Raw genomic sequence first — 17,442 nt, 5'->3', positions numbered from 1 at the left:
ACGAAGCTCTGCCCACCGGCCCCGGCGACCAGGGCCGCCGCCGCGGTGAGTGCCCCCGCGACCGCAAAACAGGCGGCCGGGTCGGGCACGTGGTCGTTGCCGGCCGCCACGTCCGCGAGCTCGGCCGGGGTGGCCATCGGCCAGGGCGAGCCGAGACCCCAGGCTGCATGGAGCGCCGCCACCGTGCCCAGAGCGGTAGCGCCGAGGAAGGAGGTCCGCCGCATCCCGCGACCCTAGACCCGGACAAATTGTCGCGATATATATAGTCGTTTACTCGACAATCTCGCTCCGCCGCTCAAATCCCGCTGGGCGAACTACCGCGCGCAGTTCGGGCAGACCCGCCGCCACATCTGGCTGGAGGCCTTCGCCGACCGCATCACCGAAGACGGGCTGGACGCATGACTCTCGATCCCCACGCGGTCGGCGCGGCCGGCGAACCGCAGCGCATCACCTGGACCGCCAAGGACTGCTCCCTCTACGCCCTCGGCGTGGGGGCCGGGACCGGCGAACTCGCTTTCACCACCGACAACACCAGGTCCGCGCCGCAGCGCATGCTGCCGACGATGCCGGTCGTCCTCGGCACCGGCGCGGGCGTGTTGAAGAAGGCCGGCGAGATCGACTGGGTCCGCCTCATGCACGCCGCCCAGGGTGTGGAGATCCTCGCGCCCCTGCCTGTCGAGGGCGAAGCTTCGGTGGTCGCCCGCATCACCGAGATGTGGGACAAGGAGAAGGCGGCGCTGATCGTCGTTGAGTGCACCGGCACCGCACCGGACGGGATCGATCTGTTCCTGACCCGGATGTCCTTCTTCATCCGCGGCTCGGGCGGCTTCGGCGGGGAACGCGGGCCCGCGGACACCACCGAGGAGCCGATCGGCAAGCCGGACGAGACCGTCAGCTACCAGACCCGCGAGGACCAGGCCCTGCTCTACCGCCTCAACGGCGACCGCAACCCGCTGCACTCCGACCCGGCCTACGCCACGAAGGCGGGCTTCGAGCGGCCGATCCTGCACGGCCTCTGCACGTTCGGCTTCGCCGGCCGGGCCGTCCTGCACGCGGCCGCCGGCGGCGACCCGGACCGGCTGAACTCCCTGGACGTCCGCTTCGCCAAGCCGGTCTACCCGGGCGACACCTTGCACGTCGACCTCTGGAACGTCCCCGGCGGCGCGGCGTTCCGCGTCCGCACCGGCGAGACCGGTCCAAACGGGGAGGGCGTGGTGTTCGACCGCGGACGCGCCACCATTGCCGGGTGAGCGTTCCGACATGAATCAACCGGGCTGGCAGCCGCTGCTGGACGCGATCGACGCGGCCACCGACCCCCGGGTGAAGCACGCCCTGCAGCTGGTCGCCGAGCACGTCGTTGCCGAGGTCGAGGGGGACATCCCGCGGCTGCTGGCGACGTTGGTCCCCGAGCCGACCTATCGCTTCTGGGGCGCCGGGATGAACGGGCGGACAACCCTGACCGGCGAGACCCAGGTCCGCAGCTTCTACGACCACCTCATCGGCAGCGGCAAGAACCGCCTCGACTACGTCCTGGACCGGGTCGTCGCCGACGCCGCGACCGTCATTACCGAGGGCGTCATCCACCACGTGCTCGACGGCGCCGACCTGGTCGGGCGCGTGAGCACGCCCGTCGAGGCCGGCCACTGGTACCACGTGACCTACCAGTCGCTGATCCTCTGGCCGATCGACCCGGCGAGCGGCCTGCTCACCGGCGAGGAGGTCTACCTCGGCTCGGACCACACGGTGGTCCGCGAGATCAGCGCGGAGGAGCTACCGCACCTGGGCTCGACGACGCGCGGCGTCGGCTGAGGATCAGGGTTGTGACTGCCGGGACGACCCCAAAGGCGTGTCACGCACCGCCTGTCACAACGTTGATCGTGGGCCTTCGTTTCGCGGTCAGCCGGACCCAGGCGGCAACCTGAAGCCGCACCGGGGCCCGGTTGCCCGCGCCAGCCGCCGATCCAAAGTCGCGAGGTCGGCGTCGAGCGTCTCGGCGATGGCGACGTACAGCGCGTCGTAGGCCGGAAGGTGGTGCCGCAGTTCCCACACCCGAGGCGCGAAGGGTTCGTAGGCGAACAACGCCACGCGCACCTCGAGGAGGTCAGCGTGGGCAAGGGCGGCGGTGTCCGCGGCGATCTGTCCGGCGGCTTCGGTTCGACGAATGATGTTCGCCGCCTCGACCTGCATGAGATGAGGCGCCACGAGGTCGTCCGAGTCCAGCAGGGCATCGGCCCAGCTGCCCTCCGGCCCACTGTCGACCAGGGCGGCGACGACGAAAGAAGCGTCAACCGCCAGGGTCACCGGCGGTCCGCGTCACGCGCGGAGAGGATGGCCTCCGCCGACAGCAAACTCCCGGTTCGCCGCTTGCGTTCGCGAACATTCGCGGCGAACGCCTCCGGGTCGGGTCGTCGGGTCAGAGCGATCAACTGAAGCCGCAGGTACTCCTGCAGCGATCGCCCGCTCCGAGCCGCCCGGGCCGCCAGTTCGTCGCGCGCCTCATCGGGGATGTCGCGAACGGTGATCGATGCCATCGCAGTACTATAGCGCGGTTAGCAGCACTCTGCTGCACGAGTTGAGAGGGGCTAAAGAGCCTTCGGTGGGGTGATCTCGCGGACCCCAGTGCCGGAGGCGATCACATCGGGCAGCTTGAACTTCTGGATCTTGCCCGACGGGGTGGTCGGCATCGCGTCGACGACGAACCAGCGCCGGGGCACCTTCGGGCCGGCCAGGGCCTCGCGGGCGAACTCCCGCCACGCCAGCGGGTCGGCCTCGGCATCGGGCGCGAGCCGGACGACGGCCGCGACCTCCTCGCCCATCCGCTCGTCCCGCAACCCGACGACGGCGATCTCGCTGATCGCGGGGTGCTCGATGAGGCGGTCCTCGATCTCGCGCGGATAGATGTTCTCCCCGCCGCGGATGATCATGTCCTTCAGTCGCCCCGTCACCTGGCAGTAGCCGCGGGGGTCCATCACCCCGAGGTCACCGGTGTGCAGCCAGCCCTCCGCGTCGAGCGTCGACGCGGTCTCCTCGGGCATCGCGAAGTAGCCGTCCATCGTGGTGTAGCCGCGGACCTGGAACTCCCCCACCTCGCCGCACGGGACGACCGCGCCGGTGCCCGGGGCGACGAAGCGGACCTCGACCTGCTCCAGCGGGCGGCCGGCCCAGTCGGACTTGTCCTCGGCGGTGTCCCCGGGCATGCCCTGCACGATCACGCCGCTGCACTCGGTCTGGCCGTAGCAGGGCACGAAGTTTGCGCCCCACTCCTTCTCCACCCGCCGGATCAGCTCGGCCGGAATCGTCGTCGAGCCGGCCATGATCACCTGGATCGAGGAGTGGTCGCGCCGGAGGAAATCCGGGTGCTCGGCCATCGCCATCAGCATCGTCGGGACGCTGGGCAGGAACGCGGGGCGCTCGGTCTCGATCAGCTCCAGCATCAGCGCGGGATCGAAGGTGGTGATGATGTGCGCGGCCCGGCTCCACATCGAGCCGATCGCCCCGAACGACGATCCGCCGATGTGGAACATCGGCATCGCGTTGACCCAGGAACCGACCCCGTCCAATCCCAGCCGCCGGTTGAAGAGCCGCGAGTTGTTGCAGAGGGACCGGTGCGAGAGCATCGCGCCCTTCGGCCGCCCGGTCGTGCCCGATGTGTACTGCATCATCGCCAGGCTGGACGCGTCGACCTCGGGCAGGGCGGCACCGGTGGCACCGGCGAAAAGCACACTGCCGGCAGCGAGGGTGAACGTCTCGCGCAGCGCCGGCAGCCGACTCCGGACTTTGGCCAGCTCGGCAGCGGGGTCGGTCCCCCGGTACTCGGGGCCCAACACGATGGCGACCGAGCCGGACTGGCCGAGCACGTACTCCAGTTCGGCCGCAGTGTAGGCGGGGTTGATCGCGACCACCGGGATGCCGGCCAGGGCGGCCCCGAACTGGACCAGTTCCCACTGGGCGACGTTGACCGACCAGATCGCCAACCGCTCCCCCGGGGCCAGCCGCGCCAGCAGCTGCCCGGCCACGCCCTCGGCCGCCGCCAGTAGTTGGGCGTAGGTCCAGCGGCGGCGCTCCGCAGGGTCGGCGGAGCCGTTCACCAGGGCGGGAGCGTCCGGGACCTCGGCGGCGGCCTCCCGCAGCACGGAGCCGATCGCGATCTCGCGGATCTCCACCGAGCGGTCGGCGGGGACGTAGGACAGGGACATCTGATGCTCCATCAGGCGACGTCAGTCGAGGGGAAGGGGCGGCGCGACCGCGCCGAACGGGTCGTAGGGGTGGCCGAGGCCGAGTCGGAACGCCCCCCACACCTCACCGGAGGTCGCGTGGACGCCGAACGCCCGCACCATCGCCGGGATCGAGTTCTCGCCCGCCGCGGTAGCGCCCCGGACGTCGCGCATCGCATCCCGGATCGGTTCCAGGTCCCGGGCCGCCTTGCGCGCCCGGAACTCCGCGACGTGCGCCGCGACCGCGACGTGGTCGATCTGGAACCGCGGCGGCGGGGTGGAGTGCTCGGACCGGAACGCGTTCACGCCGACCCGCAGGCGTTCGCCGGACTGCATCTCCTGCTCGGTCCGGTGGTTGTGCTGGTCGATCAGCTCCTCCAGGTGCCCGGACCCGACCGCGGCGAGCAGGCCCTGCGCCTCGATCTGGCCGAGCATCTTGAGCGCGGCCGCCTCCAGGTCGTCAGTCAGCGCCTCGACGTACCAGCTCCCGCCGAGCGGGTCCGCGGTCCGGGCCGCCCCGACCTCGTGGGCCAGGATCTGCTGGGTGCGGATCGCGAGCTCGCGGGCCTCGGGGGTCGGGATGGACACCGGCTCGTCGTAGGTGCAGGTCTCCACCGACTGCACCCCGCCCAGGATCGCGGCCAGGGTCTGCACGGTCGCGCGGGCCAGGTTGTTCAGCGGCTGCTGGCACGGCAGCGAACGGCCCGAGGTGTGGCAGGCGATCCGCAGGCGCTGGCTGCGGAGGTCCTGCGACCCGAAGCGGTCGCGCATCGTGCGGGCCCAGACCCGGCGCAGGGCGCGGAACTTCGCGACCTCCTCGAACAGGTCGACGTCGGTGGTGGACACCCACGCCATCGACGGCGCGATCTGGTCCACCCCGATGCCGCGCACGGCGAGGTCAGCCAGGGTCTGGTTCACGATCGCCATTCCGACCGCGATCTCCGAGACCGGGGTCAGGCCGCGCTCGCGCAGGTTGTAGCACTGCGGGAACCCGGTGGCCCACCGCGGTGTGAACCGGGCGACGTGCTCCAGCACGTCGACGGTGGCGCGCTGCGCGAGGTCGACCGGCAGCAGCTTCTCGCCGTACCCGGACAGGGTGAGTGTCACGTGGTCGGGCATGTGCGAGCCCTGAAGCCGCGTCAGGTCGTAGCCCTGCTTCTCCGCGTAGGCGAGCACGAGCGGGTACAGCCCGACGGTCGCGTGCCAGGCGATGTCGGTCGCGGTCAGGTCGATGCCGTCGAGCAGGACCTCGAGGTCCGGCAGCCAGGTGATCGAGCAGCCCTCGCTGCCGACCTCCGGTCCGAACATCGGGTGGTCCGGGTCGAGCGCCTCCTGGCTCAGGGTGTCCAGGACGACGTCGAGCCCGGTCGCGCCCTGCGCCCGCGCCGCCTCCAGGCCGGCCCGGGTGTCGGCCGGGGTGCCGTAGCCGACGATCGTGCGCTGGGTCCACATCCGGCTGCGGTACATCTGCGGGTACGACCCGCGGGCGTACGGGAACTGGCCCGGATCGCCCAGCTGTTCGGCGTAGTCCGCGTCCGGTTCGGGCGGCCCGTAGGCGGCCTCGGTCTCCAGCCCGCCCCAGGTCTTGGTGCGCGAGAGACGCAGGTGCGCGTCATCGACCTCCGGGAACTTCTCGCGATCGGCACCGCTCATGAGGCCACCCCCCGCTGTGAAATCGGCAGCCCGCCCACGTAGTCGAGGATCGCGTCCGTGCTCGAGTCCGGGCCGAAGACCATCGTGACGCCGAGCGCGTGCAGTAGCTCGAGGTCCTCCGGGTGGATCAGGCCACCGACCATCACCGGGATGTCCCCGGCGCCGGCCTTGGCCATCTCCTCCGTCAGTTCGCGGACGTAGTGCGTGTAGGTGCTCACGCTGAAGCTGACCCCGACCACGTCGACATCCTCGGTCACCGCGGCCGCGGCCATCCCGGCAGCGCTGTTGTGCTCGCCCAGATAGATCACCTCGACGCCGGCGTCGCGCAGGATCCGCGCCACCGTGCGCAGCCCGCGCGAGTGCACGTCGACGCCCAGCATGCCGAGCAGGCACCGAACCGGGCGGGCGGTCATGACGCCGCCTGCAAAGGGTTGACGCCGCGCTTGGTCACCACGACATCGCCGGCCACGTGGGTCTGGCAGGCCAGGCGGCGGACTCCGTCGCGCGGTTCCTTGAGCGCGTCCAACCCCTCGCCCTCCAGGTCCCCGATCGGCGAGCAGTTCTCCCGGCCGTCGTCGACGACCATCAGGCAGGTCCGGCAGGTGCCCAGGCCACCGCACACCGTCGGCCAGCGGTAGCCCGCGCGCGCCGCGGCGGCGAACACGGTCTCGCCCGGCTCCGGGTCGAGTCGGAGGCCGGACGGCTGCACGGTGACGGCCATCAGCCCACCGGCAGGTAGAAGGCCGCCCGCACCGAGGAAAGGTCGAGCGTTGAACTCATCCCGCGCTTCAGGTGCTTGGTCTCGTCGAGGCGCTGCTGGATCGCCTCGACGTCCTCGACCGTGTCGGCCTCGATCTCGTACACCGCGGCGTACGACGGCAGCTCGGGGATGCCCGGCGCCAACGGGACCCCGCTGGCGTGCAGCCGGCGGAACGACACCGCGGCGCCGCGCTCGACCATCTCCGGTGCGTGCACCGCGGAGTACCAGCGGTTGAACTCGTCCTCGTCGGCACCTTGGGCGGGGTCGGAGAGCACGATCAGCAGGCCCCGGGCCGTCATCAGGAATCGCCGCCCGGGGTGGCGCGGCGCACCGCGAGGCGGCCGATCCAGCCCAGCAGCTGGCGGTTGGCGTAGGTGAGCTCGCCGGAGTGCCACACGCCCTTGTCGTCGAAGATGCCGGTCTTGCCGGTGTCCGGGTCGGTGACGTCGACCCGGCCGTCCGCGCGGGCGATGTAGACGTACCGGTTGATCGGGTCGATCAGCTTCTTCTCGGGCATCGGTTCCTCGGCGGCCACGGCTCAGCCCTCCAGGTAGGTGGTGAGCGTCTGGTGGAACTGCCGGATCCGGCTCTCCTGGTACTGACCCAGCAGCACGCCCTTCTTCCGGGTCGCCTTCATCCCGCGCTGGACCGTGACCATGTTGTCGATGTCCTGGTCGAACACCGGCCCGAGCAGGCCCAGCACCGGCACATCGGTGAAGGCGGTGTCCTCGGGTACCCACGTCACCTTCGCCGGCGGCGGCTTCGGCTGCCCCGGCGGCGGGTCGGCCATGATGAAGGTCTCGAAGATGCAGGTGTCCGGGTCGAAGCCGTTGGGCCGCCAGCGGTAGCAGATGTTGGACTTCATCCCGCCCCACGGATGAAAGTTCGGGAAGACCGTGTGCTGCACGGTGTCGAGCAGTTCGCTGTCGGACAGCTTCGAGAAGTCGCGGCCGGACAGCTTGGAGAACTGCTTGCGGGTCTCCTCCGCCAGGATCTCGCGCGCGGTCTTGCCCTCGGGAACCTGCGGCAGCCCGCCCTCGCCGACCTGCAGGTCCCGGCCGGAGTCCGGGGTGTAGAAGGTGCGCGCGGCGTAGAAGGACTCCAGCACGTCCTGCTCGTCGACGAACTCCGCGACGTGCGGGCTCGGCGCACCCTGCACATTGATCATGCGGTTCCAGTGCGGCTCATCGGCGGTCGCGTCGTACTGGGTGTTGGCGTCCGCGGTCCAGGTCAGGATCTGCGGGTGCGTCGCGATGACGTGGTAGGTCTCCATGAAGGCCTCCTGCGCGGCCTTCCAGTTCAGCGGCAGGATCTTGGCGGTGTGGACCGCCTTGTAGCGCTCCTCGATCGGCCAGATCCACAGCTCGTCGAACGCCCCGAGGAACTCGGTCAACGTCTGCGGGGAATCGGGGTCGGGGTTGATGAACACCCAGCCCCGCCAGGTCTCCACCCGCGCCTCGGGCAGGTTCATCGCCTTCTTGTCGACGTGCGGGAAGTCCCACTCGCACGGGATGGCCTTGAGCGACCCGTTGAGGTTCCAGGTGAACCCGTGGAAGGTGCAACGGATCTCGGGCACGTTGCCGCCGCGCTCACGCAACAGTCGGCCGCGGTGCAGGCAGGCGTTCACGAACGACCGGATGCCGTCCTCGGTGCGCATGATGATGTAGGACAGGTCGCCGATCTCGTAGACGACGTGGTCCCCCACCTCGGGGATCTCGTCCTCCAGGCAAGCCATCTGCCAGACCCGGTACCAGAGCTTCTCCATCTCCTCCCGGGCGAACTCCGGCGAGATGTAGCGCGCGATCGGGATATCCGTCGGGTCGACCTGGTCGTTGCGGTTGTAGCGCAGCGACTCCGGGACCGGGCGCGAGTCGCGGTCCAGGTAGTCCTGGACGCTGGGACCTTCGGAGCGCCGGGGCTGAAGGGTCGTCATGAAGTGCCTCCCTGGGCGGCAAGGACGGGCGGTACGACGAAGTCGGAGAACCAGGACCGCAGATCCCGGTCGGGGATGAGCTCGGGCCGTTCGGCCACGAGGACGTGGTTGGTGAGGAACCAGCGGACGATGCGCTCGTTGCTCAGGCCGACAGCGATCTCGCCGCGGCCGCGGCCGTAGTCGAGCAGCGGGCCCCAGTACTCGTACTGCGCGGCCGCGAGCCCCTCGTCGTGACTCATCAACTCGGCCGTGATGCTGGCGGCCTCGGCCACCAGCGTCACGTTGGCCATGTAGTCCTGCGACAGATCGTGGCCGGTGACCAACGAGTCCAGGATCAGCGGCCGGACCGGGCCGGTCAGCGTGATCCGTTCCCACCGCGCGGCGTTGACCGAGCGCACCTCGGCGATCATCACCTGCCGGACGAGTTCCTCACGGCTGGCGAAGTACCGGTACAGGTTCGGCCGGGCGACACCGGCCAGGGCCGCGACCTCGTCGAGCGGGGTCGCCGCGATTCCATTACTCCGGAACGCCGCGCGCGCCGCCTCGATGATGCGGTCCCGAGCAGACGGCTTCACCTGCATGGACGGCATCCCTCGATGATACGGATTTTGGAATCTCGTATCAATAGCTGGTGGGGCCGGATCAGCCGCCCTGCGCCGCCTGCAACAAGGGAACCGTCGCGATGGTCAGACCGCCGTCGACGCGGACGACCTGGCCGGTGATGTAGGCGGCACCGGCCGAAGCGAGGTAGAACACGGCCTCCGCGACGTCCGCGGCCTCACCGGAGCGGCCGAGCGGAATCAGCGCGTGGGTGCGTGCCTCGCGCTCCGGGTCGCCCTGGCGGTCGGCGGTCATGGCGGTGGCGATCCGACCCGGCGCGACGCCGTTGACGCGGATCCCGCGCGGGGCGTACTCCAGCGCGGCGAGTTCGGTGAACGAGATCACCGCGGCCTTGGCCATCGAGTAGGCGCCGGTTCCGGGCACCGGGGTGTAGCCGGACATCGACGCGAGGTTGACCACCGCGCCGCCGCCGTTGGCCGCAAGAGCATCCGCGAAGTGACGCGTCATCAGGATCGGGCCGAGCAGGTTGACGTCCATCACCGTGCGGTAGTCCTCGACGGTCATCGTCGACAACGTGCCCCGCAGGTACATGCCGGCGTTGTTGACCAGCACGTCGAGCTCGGTGAACCCGGCGGCGGCTGCGATGACCGACGCCTCGTCGGTGACGTCGAGCTGGACGGCCTTGGCGCCGATCTCGGCCGCCGTGGCCTGGACGGCGTCCAGGTCGCGGTCGCCGATCGTCACCTCGTAGCCGGCCGCGATCAGGCGCTCCGCGGTGGCGCGGCCGATGCCGCGGGCCGCTCCGGTGATCAGTGCAGTTGCCACGTCAGGTCCCTCGGTCGGAGATGGCGGCGCAGGGGAGGTCAGCGGCCGAGCAGCTGACCCACAGCGGCGACCACGTCGTCCGCCGTCGGGTGGAAGTCGAGGCCGGCCGCGAACGGCACCGGCGAGTAGCCCGCGCCGAGACGCAGGACCGGGGCGAGCAGCTCGCCCCACAGGTTCTCGGTGATCTGGGCCGCCAGCTCCGCACCCGGGCCACAGAAGGTGTGCGCGTCGTGCAGCACCACCGCGCGGCGGGTCTTCTCGACGGACTCCAACACGGTGTCCATGTCCAGCGGCACCAGCGTGCGCAGGTCGATCACCTCGACGGAGATGCCCTGCTCGGCCAGCTCCTGGGCGGCGGCCATCGCGGTGCGCACCTGGGTGCCGTAGGTGATGACAGTGACCTGGTCGCCGGGCCGGCGGATCGCGGCCTGCCCGAGCGGGACGCGGTGCTCGCCGACCGGCACCTCGTCCTTCTGCGTGAAGACCAGATCGAAGTGCTCGATGAACAGGCACGGGTCCGGGTCGTCGATGCAGGACATGAGCAGGCCCTTGGCGTCCGCGGCGGTGGCCGGGACGACGACCTTGATGCCCGGCGTGTGCATGAACCACGCCTCAAGGTTCTGCGCGTGCTGCGCACCGAAGCGCCGGGTGCCGACGCCGGTGCGGATCGTCAGCGGGACCGCGGTGTGGCCGCCGGACATGTAACGCAGCTTCGCGGCGTGGTTGACGATCTGGTCGAGGCAGACCGTCGTGAAGTCCATGAACATGATCTCGGCGATCGGCTTGTAGCCGCCGAGGGCGAGGCCCACCGCGGCGCCGATGATGCCGGACTCCGCGATCGGGGTCGGGCGCACCCGGTCCCGGCCGTACTTGGTCGAGAGGCCCTTGGAGATCTTGAGCACGCCACCGATCGGGTCAGCGACGTCCTCGCCCAGCAGCAGGACCTTGGAGTCGGCGTCCATGGCCAGGTGCAGCGCGGAGTTCAACGCGGCCGCCATCGTCATCGTCTCGGTGAGGGGAGTCTGCTCGTTCATGCCCGGACCCCCATCCCGGCCAGCGAGGCCCCTTCGGCGAACACGTCGCGGTAGCGCAGATGGCCCTCGACCTCGGGGCTCGCCTGGGCGAAGGTGAAGGCGTCGTCGACGGTCGCCGCGACCGAGGCCTCGATCGAATCCAGGTCGGCCTCGCTGATCTGACCCGAGGTCAGCATCGCGCGCCGGAAGCTCGGCACCGGGTCGCGCTCCAGCGCGGCGGCGAGTTCCTCGGCCGGCATGTAGCTGTAGTCGGCCGAACCGCTGTGCCCGGTCAGCCGGTAGGTCATGGCCTCGACGAAGGTCGGGCCACCGTCGGAGCGGGCGCGTTCGAGGGCTTCCCGCAGCACGTCGGCGGTCGCGACCGGGTCGAAGCCGTCGACCTTCACCGCGGTCATCCCGTAGGACGCCGCGCGGCCGGCCAGGTCGGTGGACCCGGCGTACTCGGCGATCGGCGTGTGCTCGCCCCACTGGTTGTTCTGGCAGAGGAACAGCACCGGCAGCTTCCAGAGCGCGGCCATGTTCATGCCCTCGTGGAAGGCGCCGATCGAGGTGGCGCCGTCGCCGAAGGTCGTCACGACCGCGCGCCCAGTGCCATTCGAGTTTGGGCCGTCGAGCTGCGCGGCGATCCCGAGCCCGACGGCGATCGGGATGCCGGAACCGACGATGCCGGTGCTGGTCATGTACCCGACGCTCGTGTCGTGCAGGTGCATCGGGCCGCCCTTGCCGCCACACACCCCATCGGCCCGGCCGTAGATCTCGGCGATCACGCGACGCAGGTCCGAGCCCCACGCCAGCGCGTCACCGAGCGAGCGGTAGGTGGAGACCAACTGGTCGCCCGGTTGCTTCGCGACACCGAGGGCGGCACAGACGCCCTCCAGCCCGCGCACCGGGTAGAAGGCCGACTGCAGCGAGCCGGCCTTCACCTCAGCGCAAGCCCGGTTGCTGGTGGCCGTGATCAGGGCCATCAGCCGATACATGTCCTGGAGTTCGCTGGTCGTCAGCACGGGCCCCAAAATAGTCGAGTACTAGACCTTTTGGCAATCGAGGCCTAGGGTCCTGTCATCGCGAGCCTGCGGAGTATGCGGTGATCCGGCGGGATGCATCGCAAGGCCGAGGAGGAGCCGGATGCGGAGCATCCGGCGACGACGAGAACGTAGCGAGGCGCCAGCCGGGCGCCGCAGACGACAGGAGGATCGCGGTGGCAGGACCTGAACGTCGGCCCGTGACCGAGTGCCCGTACGTGCCCGCCGATCTGACCCGCCTCATCGAGGGCGACGCCGCTCTGGTGCGGTGTCCGTTCCCGCTCTACGACGTGCTGCGCGAGCAGGCGCCGGTCACCCGCAACGACCGGCTCAACGCCTACGTCGTGACGCGCTACGACGACGTGATCGAGGTCCTGAAGGACACCGACACCTACTCCTCGGCGATGGCGAGCGGCCCGAACTCGGTGACCGGGCTGGCCAACAAGCTCCTCGCCGACCCGGCGACGCCGGCCAAACTGCGGGCCCAGGCCGAGCGCCGGCTGAAGCTGTCCGAATCCCCCGTCCTGCTGTTCACCGATCCGCCGCTGCACAAGCGTCAGCGCGCACTGGTCAGCGCTGCGTTCAGCCCCAAGCGCGTCAAGGCGCTCGAGCCCGAGGTGCGCCGGCTGACCGAGGAACTGATCGACGGGTTTCTGGCCGACGGCAAGGTCGACCTCGTCCCGCAGTTCTCGATCCCGCTGCCGATGACTGTGATCGCCACTCTGCTCGGCGTCCCGCCGAGCGACATGGACCAGTTCAAGCGGTGGTCCAACGCGTTCACCGCGGGCGTCGGCTCGGTCGACCAGAGCGCGGAGGACGTCGCCGGGATCTTCGACGAGGTCGACACCTTCTACGACTACTTCACGCGCGAGATCGAGCTGCGCCGCGTCGAGCCGCAGGACGACCTGCTCACCGACCTGGTCGCGGCCCGGATGGAGGGCGAAGCGCCACTCACCCTCGACGAGATCCTGCAGATGCTCGTGCAGTTCCTGGTCGCGGGCAACGAGACCACGACCAACTCGGTCACCACGCTGATGTTCGCCCTCGCGCAGGACCCCGAGCTCGCCGACCGGGTGCGGTCCAACCCCGCCCTGGTCGCCCCGCTGGTCGAGGAGATGCTGCGCGTCGAGGCGCCGGTGCAGGGCATGTTCCGGGTCTCGACCGCGGACAGCATCATCGCCGGCGTCGAGATCCCGGCCGGCTCAGTGCTCTGGCTGGTCTACGGCTCGGCCAACCGCGACCCGGGGACGTTCCCCGACCCGGCGGCGCTGAAGCTGGACGGCGACCGCGCGCCCCACGTCACCTTCGCGCGCTTCGAGCACTTCTGCCTCGGCTCCAGCATCGCCCGCCTGGAGCTGCGGATCGCCGCGGAGCTGCTGCTGGAGCGGCTGAACGACATCGCGCTCGACTGCCCGGCCGACGAGGTGCCCTACCACCGCAGCTTCGTCCTGCGCGGCCCCGCGTCGCTCCCGCTCACGTTCACCGCGCGCTGACCCTCGCACCGGCAGAGGGCCGTCCGTCGGCGCAGCCATCTTGGGCCGACCTTACCTACTGCCGCGAACCAACTGACCACGCTGGACGCCACCCTGAAGGCGGCGCCGCCGACCGCGGACCCGTGGCAGTTCGCGCGCGCGGCCGTGGCCGAGGGCGTGATCGGCTTCCTCGACAACATGGAGCCGGACCTGCGGGCGGAATGCATCTGCTCGCCTCGTCGATCACCTCGGCGCTGCGGGCCACGCTGGACACCGCGATGTCGACCGGTCAGGACCCGGGGATGCTCGTCAACCACGCCTTCGACCTGATCGAGGCCGGAGTCAGCGCGAACCTGCTCACGCTCCGCTCAGGTGCTGCGTCTCGTTGAGGGACGTGCCGAACCAGAACAATCGTGGTGTGGGCGACGACCTCGAAGCCGCCGGGGGTGAGCTCCGGTCGCGTCGCCTGGGTCAACCCGCGAGCTCGTCGAGCTCAGGGGCCTCGGACCCGAGGTAGGCGCTGCGGACCAGTTCGGAGGTCTGTACCTCGCGCGGGGTGCCCTCGAAGATCGGCTTACCGAAGTCCAGGACGTGGATGTACTCGCACGTGCTCATGACCAGGGCCATGTCGTGCTCGACGATCAGGATGCCCAGGCCCCGCTCGGTGACCAGCGTGCGCAGGATTTCCCCGAAGCGCTCGGTCTCGGCCCCGTCCAGGCCCGAGGACGGCTCGTCCAGCAGCAGCAGCCGGAAGTCCCCGGCCGAGACCCGGGCCAGTTCCACCAACCGGCGCTGACCGGTCGAGAGGTCCGCCGGGCGCTTGTCGGCCAGGTGCGCGATTCCGCACAACTCCATCGCCGAGGCCGCGTGCTCCTTCGTCGAACGCCGCTCCGCCGGGCGGGCGGCGAGGTGGCGCAGCGGGTTGCGCCCGGCCATCGCGGCCTCGCGTCCCATCCGCACGTTCTCCCGCACCGAGAGCGTCTCGAAGAGCTCCATCCGCTGGAACGTACGCCCGAGACCCTTGAGGGCGCGGGCCTGCGGGGCCGCCGAGGTGACGTCCTCACCGAAGAGCACGACCTTGCCCTGGGCGGGCTTGACCACCCCGGTGATCGCGTTGAACGTCGTGGTCTTGCCGGCACCGTTGGGGCCGATCAGGCCGGTGATCCGGCCGCGCGGGGCGGTCAGGGTCTGACCGTCGACAGCGGTCAGACCGCCGTAACGCACCGTCAGATTCTCGACGTGCAGGCCATCGACGCTTACCTCGGACACCGGTACCTCCACACGATTCGGTCACGCACGCAATAGTCCATTCCTAGATTATTCCCCGGCGTTCGGCAACGCCGCGCAGGTGGCTGAACTCGTTCAGGGTGACGATCCGCATTCGGTTGCGCTGGTGGTCGACCGCAACGCGGCAGATGCCCGTGTGCTTCGGATAGAAGAACCACATCTGGTCCAGGCCGAGGACCGCGCCGAGCATCGTGTTCAGCGCTCCGCCGTGCGAGGACACCAGCACCTTCTCGCCGACGTGTTTGCTGGTGATCTCGGTGACCGCTTCCATCACCTCGGCACGGAAGGTCGGGTAGTCGGTGTTCCACGCCGAGAGGTCGCCGCGCAGGCAGGCCTTGTAGCGGGGGTCGCCGGCCTTCTGCAGATCGTCGAAGAACAGGTACTCGTCGGAGTGCTTGTCGAACTCGGCGAGGCCGTCCAACGGGATGATCTCCATGCCGCGCTCGGCGGCGAGGGGCGCGACGGTCTCCATCGCGCGGCGCCGCGGGGAGGAGTAGATGGCGTCGAACTCTTCGTCGGCCAGGAACTCCGTCATCGCGCGGGCCTCGGCGCGGCCCTGATCGGACAGCCACGGGTCGGCCCGGTCGGCGCCGGTCAGACCGCGCTCGGGCAGGCCGTGCCGGACCAGCACGAGTTCGCCGTCGGGGACGAGCTCGAGGCCCCCTGCTTGCGGCTGCGCTGAGCTAATGCCCGCCTCCCACGTACTCCTCGGCGATCGCTTCTGCGTCCACCTCGGACACCTCGCCGGCGAACGAAACCCTGCCCCGGTTGAGCAGGTAGACGTAGTCGGCCGCCGCCAGCGCCCGGGTGACGTACTGCTCGACCAGCAGCAGGGCCGACCCCTCGGCCGCCAGCCGGCCGAGGAACTCGAAGATCTCGTCGACGATCTTGGGCGCGAGCCCCATCGAGACCTCGTCCAGCAGCACGAACCGGGGCTTCTGGATGTACGCGCGGGCCAGGGCGAGCATCTGTTGCTCACCTCCGGACATCGTGCCCGCGAGTTGGGCCAGCCGCTCCCCCAGCCGCGGGAACGCCGAGACCGCACGCTCGATCGACTCGGACTCCTGGCCGGCCTTGCTCTGCAGGACGAGGTTGTCCTTCACGGTCAGGCTGGGGAAGATCCCGCGGCCTTCCGGCACGTGGCACAGGCCGCGGGCGCACAGATCGTGCGGGGCCATCCCGAGCACGGACTCGCCGCCGAGCCGGATGTCGCCGCCCATCGGGCGGATCAGCCCGGAGGCGGCGCGGAGCAGGGTGGTCTTGCCGGCTCCGTTCGGCCCGAGCAGCGCGACGATCGACCCGTCCGGAACGACCAGGTCCACACCGCGCAAGACCTGGGTGCCGCCGTAGCCGGCGTCGAGACTGCGGAGCTCAAGCATCAGCCGGCCTGCCGCCGGCGGCCCGAAACCTGACGGGCCGTCACGGTTCCGCCCACGACGGCCAGATCCTCGGCCGCGTCGGTCCCACCGGCCGCCGGGGCGGCCGCGCCGGCTTCCAGCTTCTTGTCCGCGCCGAAGCAGACCGCCTTGCTGCCGTTGGGGGCGCCGAAGCCCTTGTCGTCCAGACGCAGGCCGTAGTAGCAGTCGATCGACTTGGCCGCCGAGCCCTTGGTGAAGGTCGCCCCGGGGCTGAGGCCGTCGAGCTTTTCGTTCTTCAGACTCCAGAGGCCCTCGAGGATCATCTCGGTGGTGATGGCGCCGCCGCGGGCCTTGGCCGAGACCTTGGTCAGTGCCGCCTCCAGCAGCTTGCCGGCCGCCCAGCCGAGCAGGGTCTGCTGGTCCTCCGTCGCGGTCGGCGCGTAGCGCTTGGTGGCGACGTGGAACGCCTTGATGCCCTCGGTGTCCGTGGTGATGTACGGCACCACCCCGCTGCCGAGGAAGGTGACGTTGCGGCGCAGGCCGGCGTCGGCCGCGGCGGCCGCGCTGACCGCGATCGCGCCGGTGGCGATCGTCGGGAAGTAGTTCAGCGAGGCACAGGACCGCGCGGCGCGGATGCTGGCCGAGCCGTCGAGGCCGAAGAAGATGATGTTCACCCCGGCCGCCTTCATCGTCTGGCACTCGGAGGTGAAGTCCGGCTGGGTCAGCGAGACCGCGGTGATGGGGCCGAGGGCCGCCCCGGCGCGCTCCGCGCTCTTCGGGAGGTTGTTCTTGAGGCTGGTGCAGATCGAGGCCTCGACGCAGTAGAAGATGCCGGCCTTCAGCGGGCCCTTGGCGACCTTCGCCGCGTCGATCACGCCACCGTCGTAGGAGGTCAGCGGAGTTCCGCCGGTCGGGAACAAGTACGGGCTCTGCACCCAGTCCACCGCGGTGACGTCGCCGCCGACGACCGGGACCTTGTCCCGCTCGGCCGAGGTGCGCAAGGCGGCGATAGCGATCGGCACGCCGCCGCCGACCAACGCGACCGCGCCCCGGTCGTGAATGATCTGGTTCCAGTTGGCCGAGACGCGGGCCGGGTCGGAGGCGTCGTCGAGCTGGATCAGCTGGACCGGGTGGCACTGCAGTCCGCCGCGGGCGTTGATGTCCTTGGCCCACACGGCGAGCCCGGTGCGCAGGCCGGCGATGGCCGCGCCGACCAGGCCGGAAGAGGCCAGCGTCTGCCCGAGGACGACCGGCGAGAGCGGCTGGGCGCAGGCGGTGCTCGCGGCGGTCGTCCCCCCGGTCGCGCCGGGAACGGTGCCGGGC

21 protein-coding genes and 1 pseudogene are annotated in these 17,442 nt (G+C 70.3%); 4 read left to right on the top strand and 18 right to left on the bottom strand.

All coding sequences use genetic code 11. The annotated features are described in order from the left end of the window. A pseudogene (locus H0X00_RS10485) lies at nucleotides 1-224 on the bottom strand (hypothetical protein); the annotation flags it as partial. A 174-nt stretch (nucleotides 225-398) separates the two neighbouring features. Between H0X00_RS10485 and H0X00_RS10480 the strand changes: the two are divergent. Beyond that, nucleotides 399-1,250, top strand: coding sequence for a MaoC family dehydratase (locus tag H0X00_RS10480; protein ID WP_293769785.1), 852 nt, complete (start codon nucleotides 399-401; stop codon nucleotides 1,248-1,250). A 10-nt stretch (nucleotides 1,251-1,260) separates the two neighbouring features. After that, the gene (locus H0X00_RS10475) at nucleotides 1,261-1,809 is read left to right on the top strand and encodes a hypothetical protein (protein ID WP_293769784.1); all 549 of its coding nucleotides are present in this window, start codon (nucleotides 1,261-1,263) and stop codon (nucleotides 1,807-1,809) included. Between the two features lie 87 nt (nucleotides 1,810-1,896). Here H0X00_RS10475 and H0X00_RS10470 read toward each other — a convergent pair whose 3' ends face one another. The 13 genes from H0X00_RS10470 to H0X00_RS10410 are packed head-to-tail and all read right to left on the bottom strand — an operon-like array spanning nucleotide 1,897 to nucleotide 11,984. Next, nucleotides 1,897-2,301, bottom strand: coding sequence for a type II toxin-antitoxin system VapC family toxin (locus tag H0X00_RS10470; protein WP_293769783.1), 405 nt, complete (start codon nucleotides 2,299-2,301; stop codon nucleotides 1,897-1,899). After that, complete coding sequence (locus H0X00_RS10465) at nucleotides 2,298-2,531, bottom strand: hypothetical protein (protein WP_293769781.1); 234 nt, start codon at nucleotides 2,529-2,531, stop codon at nucleotides 2,298-2,300. Before H0X00_RS10465 ends, H0X00_RS10470 begins: the two co-directional genes overlap by 4 nt. A gap of 51 nt (nucleotides 2,532-2,582) precedes the next feature. Next, nucleotides 2,583-4,208 carry an AMP-binding protein gene (locus tag H0X00_RS10460; RefSeq protein WP_293769779.1) on the bottom strand — a complete coding sequence of 542 codons (1,626 nt, stop codon included), beginning with the start codon at nucleotides 4,206-4,208 and terminating at the stop codon, nucleotides 2,583-2,585. A gap of 9 nt (nucleotides 4,209-4,217) precedes the next feature. Further along, nucleotides 4,218-5,867 (bottom strand): methylmalonyl-CoA mutase family protein, encoded by a 1,650-nt coding sequence (locus H0X00_RS10455; protein ID WP_293769778.1) that lies wholly within the window; start codon nucleotides 5,865-5,867, stop codon nucleotides 4,218-4,220. Continuing rightward, nucleotides 5,864-6,280 (bottom strand): cobalamin-dependent protein, encoded by a 417-nt coding sequence (locus H0X00_RS10450; RefSeq protein WP_293769777.1) that lies wholly within the window; start codon nucleotides 6,278-6,280, stop codon nucleotides 5,864-5,866. Before H0X00_RS10450 ends, H0X00_RS10455 begins: the two co-directional genes overlap by 4 nt. After that, the gene (locus H0X00_RS10445) at nucleotides 6,277-6,588 is read right to left on the bottom strand and encodes a 2Fe-2S iron-sulfur cluster-binding protein (protein WP_293769776.1); all 312 of its coding nucleotides are present in this window, start codon (nucleotides 6,586-6,588) and stop codon (nucleotides 6,277-6,279) included. Before H0X00_RS10445 ends, H0X00_RS10450 begins: the two co-directional genes overlap by 4 nt. Next, a complete protein-coding gene (locus tag H0X00_RS10440) occupies nucleotides 6,588-6,926 on the bottom strand; it encodes a hypothetical protein (protein WP_293769775.1) in 339 nt (112 codons plus the stop codon). Before H0X00_RS10440 ends, H0X00_RS10445 begins: the two co-directional genes overlap by 1 nt. Beyond that, nucleotides 6,926-7,162 (bottom strand): transposase, encoded by a 237-nt coding sequence (locus H0X00_RS10435; protein ID WP_293769774.1) that lies wholly within the window; start codon nucleotides 7,160-7,162, stop codon nucleotides 6,926-6,928. The genes H0X00_RS10440 and H0X00_RS10435 overlap by 1 nt, the downstream gene beginning before the upstream one ends. A 3-nt stretch (nucleotides 7,163-7,165) precedes the next feature. Next, nucleotides 7,166-8,560 (bottom strand): aromatic ring-hydroxylating dioxygenase subunit alpha, encoded by a 1,395-nt coding sequence (locus H0X00_RS10430; protein WP_293769772.1) that lies wholly within the window; start codon nucleotides 8,558-8,560, stop codon nucleotides 7,166-7,168. After that, entirely contained in the window at nucleotides 8,557-9,150 is a 594-nt protein-coding gene (locus tag H0X00_RS10425) for a TetR/AcrR family transcriptional regulator (RefSeq protein ID WP_293769771.1), read from the bottom strand. The genes H0X00_RS10430 and H0X00_RS10425 overlap by 4 nt, the downstream gene beginning before the upstream one ends. Nucleotides 9,151-9,202: 52 nt before the next feature. Then, a complete protein-coding gene (locus H0X00_RS10420) occupies nucleotides 9,203-9,946 on the bottom strand; it encodes an SDR family NAD(P)-dependent oxidoreductase (RefSeq protein ID WP_293769770.1) in 744 nt (247 codons plus the stop codon). A gap of 38 nt (nucleotides 9,947-9,984) precedes the next feature. Beyond that, on the bottom strand, nucleotides 9,985-10,980 hold the full coding sequence (locus tag H0X00_RS10415; RefSeq protein WP_293769767.1) for an alpha-ketoacid dehydrogenase subunit beta: 996 nt from the start codon (nucleotides 10,978-10,980) through the stop codon (nucleotides 9,985-9,987). After that, a complete protein-coding gene (locus tag H0X00_RS10410; RefSeq protein WP_293769764.1) occupies nucleotides 10,977-11,984 on the bottom strand; it encodes a thiamine pyrophosphate-dependent dehydrogenase E1 component subunit alpha in 1,008 nt (335 codons plus the stop codon). Before H0X00_RS10410 ends, H0X00_RS10415 begins: the two co-directional genes overlap by 4 nt. A 218-nt stretch (nucleotides 11,985-12,202) precedes the next feature. Between H0X00_RS10410 and H0X00_RS10405 the strand changes: the two genes are divergently transcribed. Beyond that, nucleotides 12,203-13,495: a cytochrome P450 gene (locus H0X00_RS10405; protein WP_293769762.1), complete on the top strand. Its 1,293-nt coding sequence runs from the start codon at nucleotides 12,203-12,205 to the stop codon at nucleotides 13,493-13,495. 200 nt (nucleotides 13,496-13,695) lie between these two features. Further along, the gene (locus H0X00_RS10400; protein WP_293769759.1) at nucleotides 13,696-13,863 is read left to right on the top strand and encodes a hypothetical protein; all 168 of its coding nucleotides are present in this window, start codon (nucleotides 13,696-13,698) and stop codon (nucleotides 13,861-13,863) included. A gap of 82 nt (nucleotides 13,864-13,945) precedes the next feature. On the opposite strand, the gene H0X00_RS10395 is transcribed toward H0X00_RS10400, so the two are convergent. The 4 genes from H0X00_RS10395 to H0X00_RS10380 form a co-directional block, all read right to left on the bottom strand. After that, entirely contained in the window at nucleotides 13,946-14,743 is a 798-nt protein-coding gene (locus H0X00_RS10395; RefSeq protein WP_293769756.1) for an ABC transporter ATP-binding protein, read from the bottom strand. A 43-nt stretch (nucleotides 14,744-14,786) separates the two neighbouring features. Further along, nucleotides 14,787-15,392 (bottom strand): histidine phosphatase family protein, encoded by a 606-nt coding sequence (locus tag H0X00_RS10390; RefSeq protein ID WP_293769753.1) that lies wholly within the window; start codon nucleotides 15,390-15,392, stop codon nucleotides 14,787-14,789. 52 nt (nucleotides 15,393-15,444) lie between these two features. Continuing rightward, the gene (locus H0X00_RS10385; protein WP_293769751.1) at nucleotides 15,445-16,140 is read right to left on the bottom strand and encodes an ABC transporter ATP-binding protein; all 696 of its coding nucleotides are present in this window, start codon (nucleotides 16,138-16,140) and stop codon (nucleotides 15,445-15,447) included. Next, on the bottom strand, nucleotides 16,140-17,442 hold a 1,303-nt coding region (locus tag H0X00_RS10380), incomplete at its 5' end, for an ABC transporter substrate-binding protein (protein WP_293769748.1). The genes H0X00_RS10385 and H0X00_RS10380, both read right to left, overlap by 1 nt.

The organism is Sporichthya sp., from assembly GCF_013815995.1.
Taxonomy (GTDB): domain Bacteria; phylum Actinomycetota; class Actinomycetes; order Sporichthyales; family Sporichthyaceae; genus Sporichthya.
The sequence above is the reverse complement of the archived record's forward strand: the minus strand, read 5'-3'. Positions and strand labels throughout refer to the sequence as shown.

What these genes read in the sequence shown, in the direction of transcription:
- H0X00_RS10480 (WP_293769785.1), top strand. Translation starts at nt 399, where the DNA reads ATGACTCTCGATCCCCACGCGGTCGGCGCGGCCGGCGAACCGCAGCGC.
- H0X00_RS10475 (WP_293769784.1), top strand. Translation starts at nt 1,261, where the DNA reads ATGAATCAACCGGGCTGGCAGCCGCTGCTGGACGCGATCGACGCGGCC.
- H0X00_RS10465 (WP_293769781.1), bottom strand. Translation starts at nt 2,531, where the DNA reads ATGGCATCGATCACCGTTCGCGACATCCCCGATGAGGCGCGCGACGAA.
- H0X00_RS10460 (WP_293769779.1), bottom strand. Translation starts at nt 4,208, where the DNA reads ATGGAGCATCAGATGTCCCTGTCCTACGTCCCCGCCGACCGCTCGGTG.
- H0X00_RS10455 (WP_293769778.1), bottom strand. Translation starts at nt 5,867, where the DNA reads ATGAGCGGTGCCGATCGCGAGAAGTTCCCGGAGGTCGATGACGCGCAC.
- H0X00_RS10450 (WP_293769777.1), bottom strand. Translation starts at nt 6,280, where the DNA reads ATGACCGCCCGCCCGGTTCGGTGCCTGCTCGGCATGCTGGGCGTCGAC.
- H0X00_RS10445 (WP_293769776.1), bottom strand. Translation starts at nt 6,588, where the DNA reads ATGGCCGTCACCGTGCAGCCGTCCGGCCTCCGACTCGACCCGGAGCCG.
- H0X00_RS10440 (WP_293769775.1), bottom strand. Translation starts at nt 6,926, where the DNA reads ATGACGGCCCGGGGCCTGCTGATCGTGCTCTCCGACCCCGCCCAAGGT.
- H0X00_RS10430 (WP_293769772.1), bottom strand. Translation starts at nt 8,560, where the DNA reads ATGACGACCCTTCAGCCCCGGCGCTCCGAAGGTCCCAGCGTCCAGGAC.
- H0X00_RS10425 (WP_293769771.1), bottom strand. Translation starts at nt 9,150, where the DNA reads ATGCCGTCCATGCAGGTGAAGCCGTCTGCTCGGGACCGCATCATCGAG.
- H0X00_RS10415 (WP_293769767.1), bottom strand. Translation starts at nt 10,980, where the DNA reads ATGAACGAGCAGACTCCCCTCACCGAGACGATGACGATGGCGGCCGCG.
- H0X00_RS10400 (WP_293769759.1), top strand. Translation starts at nt 13,696, where the DNA reads ATGCATCTGCTCGCCTCGTCGATCACCTCGGCGCTGCGGGCCACGCTG.
- H0X00_RS10385 (WP_293769751.1), bottom strand. Translation starts at nt 16,140, where the DNA reads ATGCTTGAGCTCCGCAGTCTCGACGCCGGCTACGGCGGCACCCAGGTC.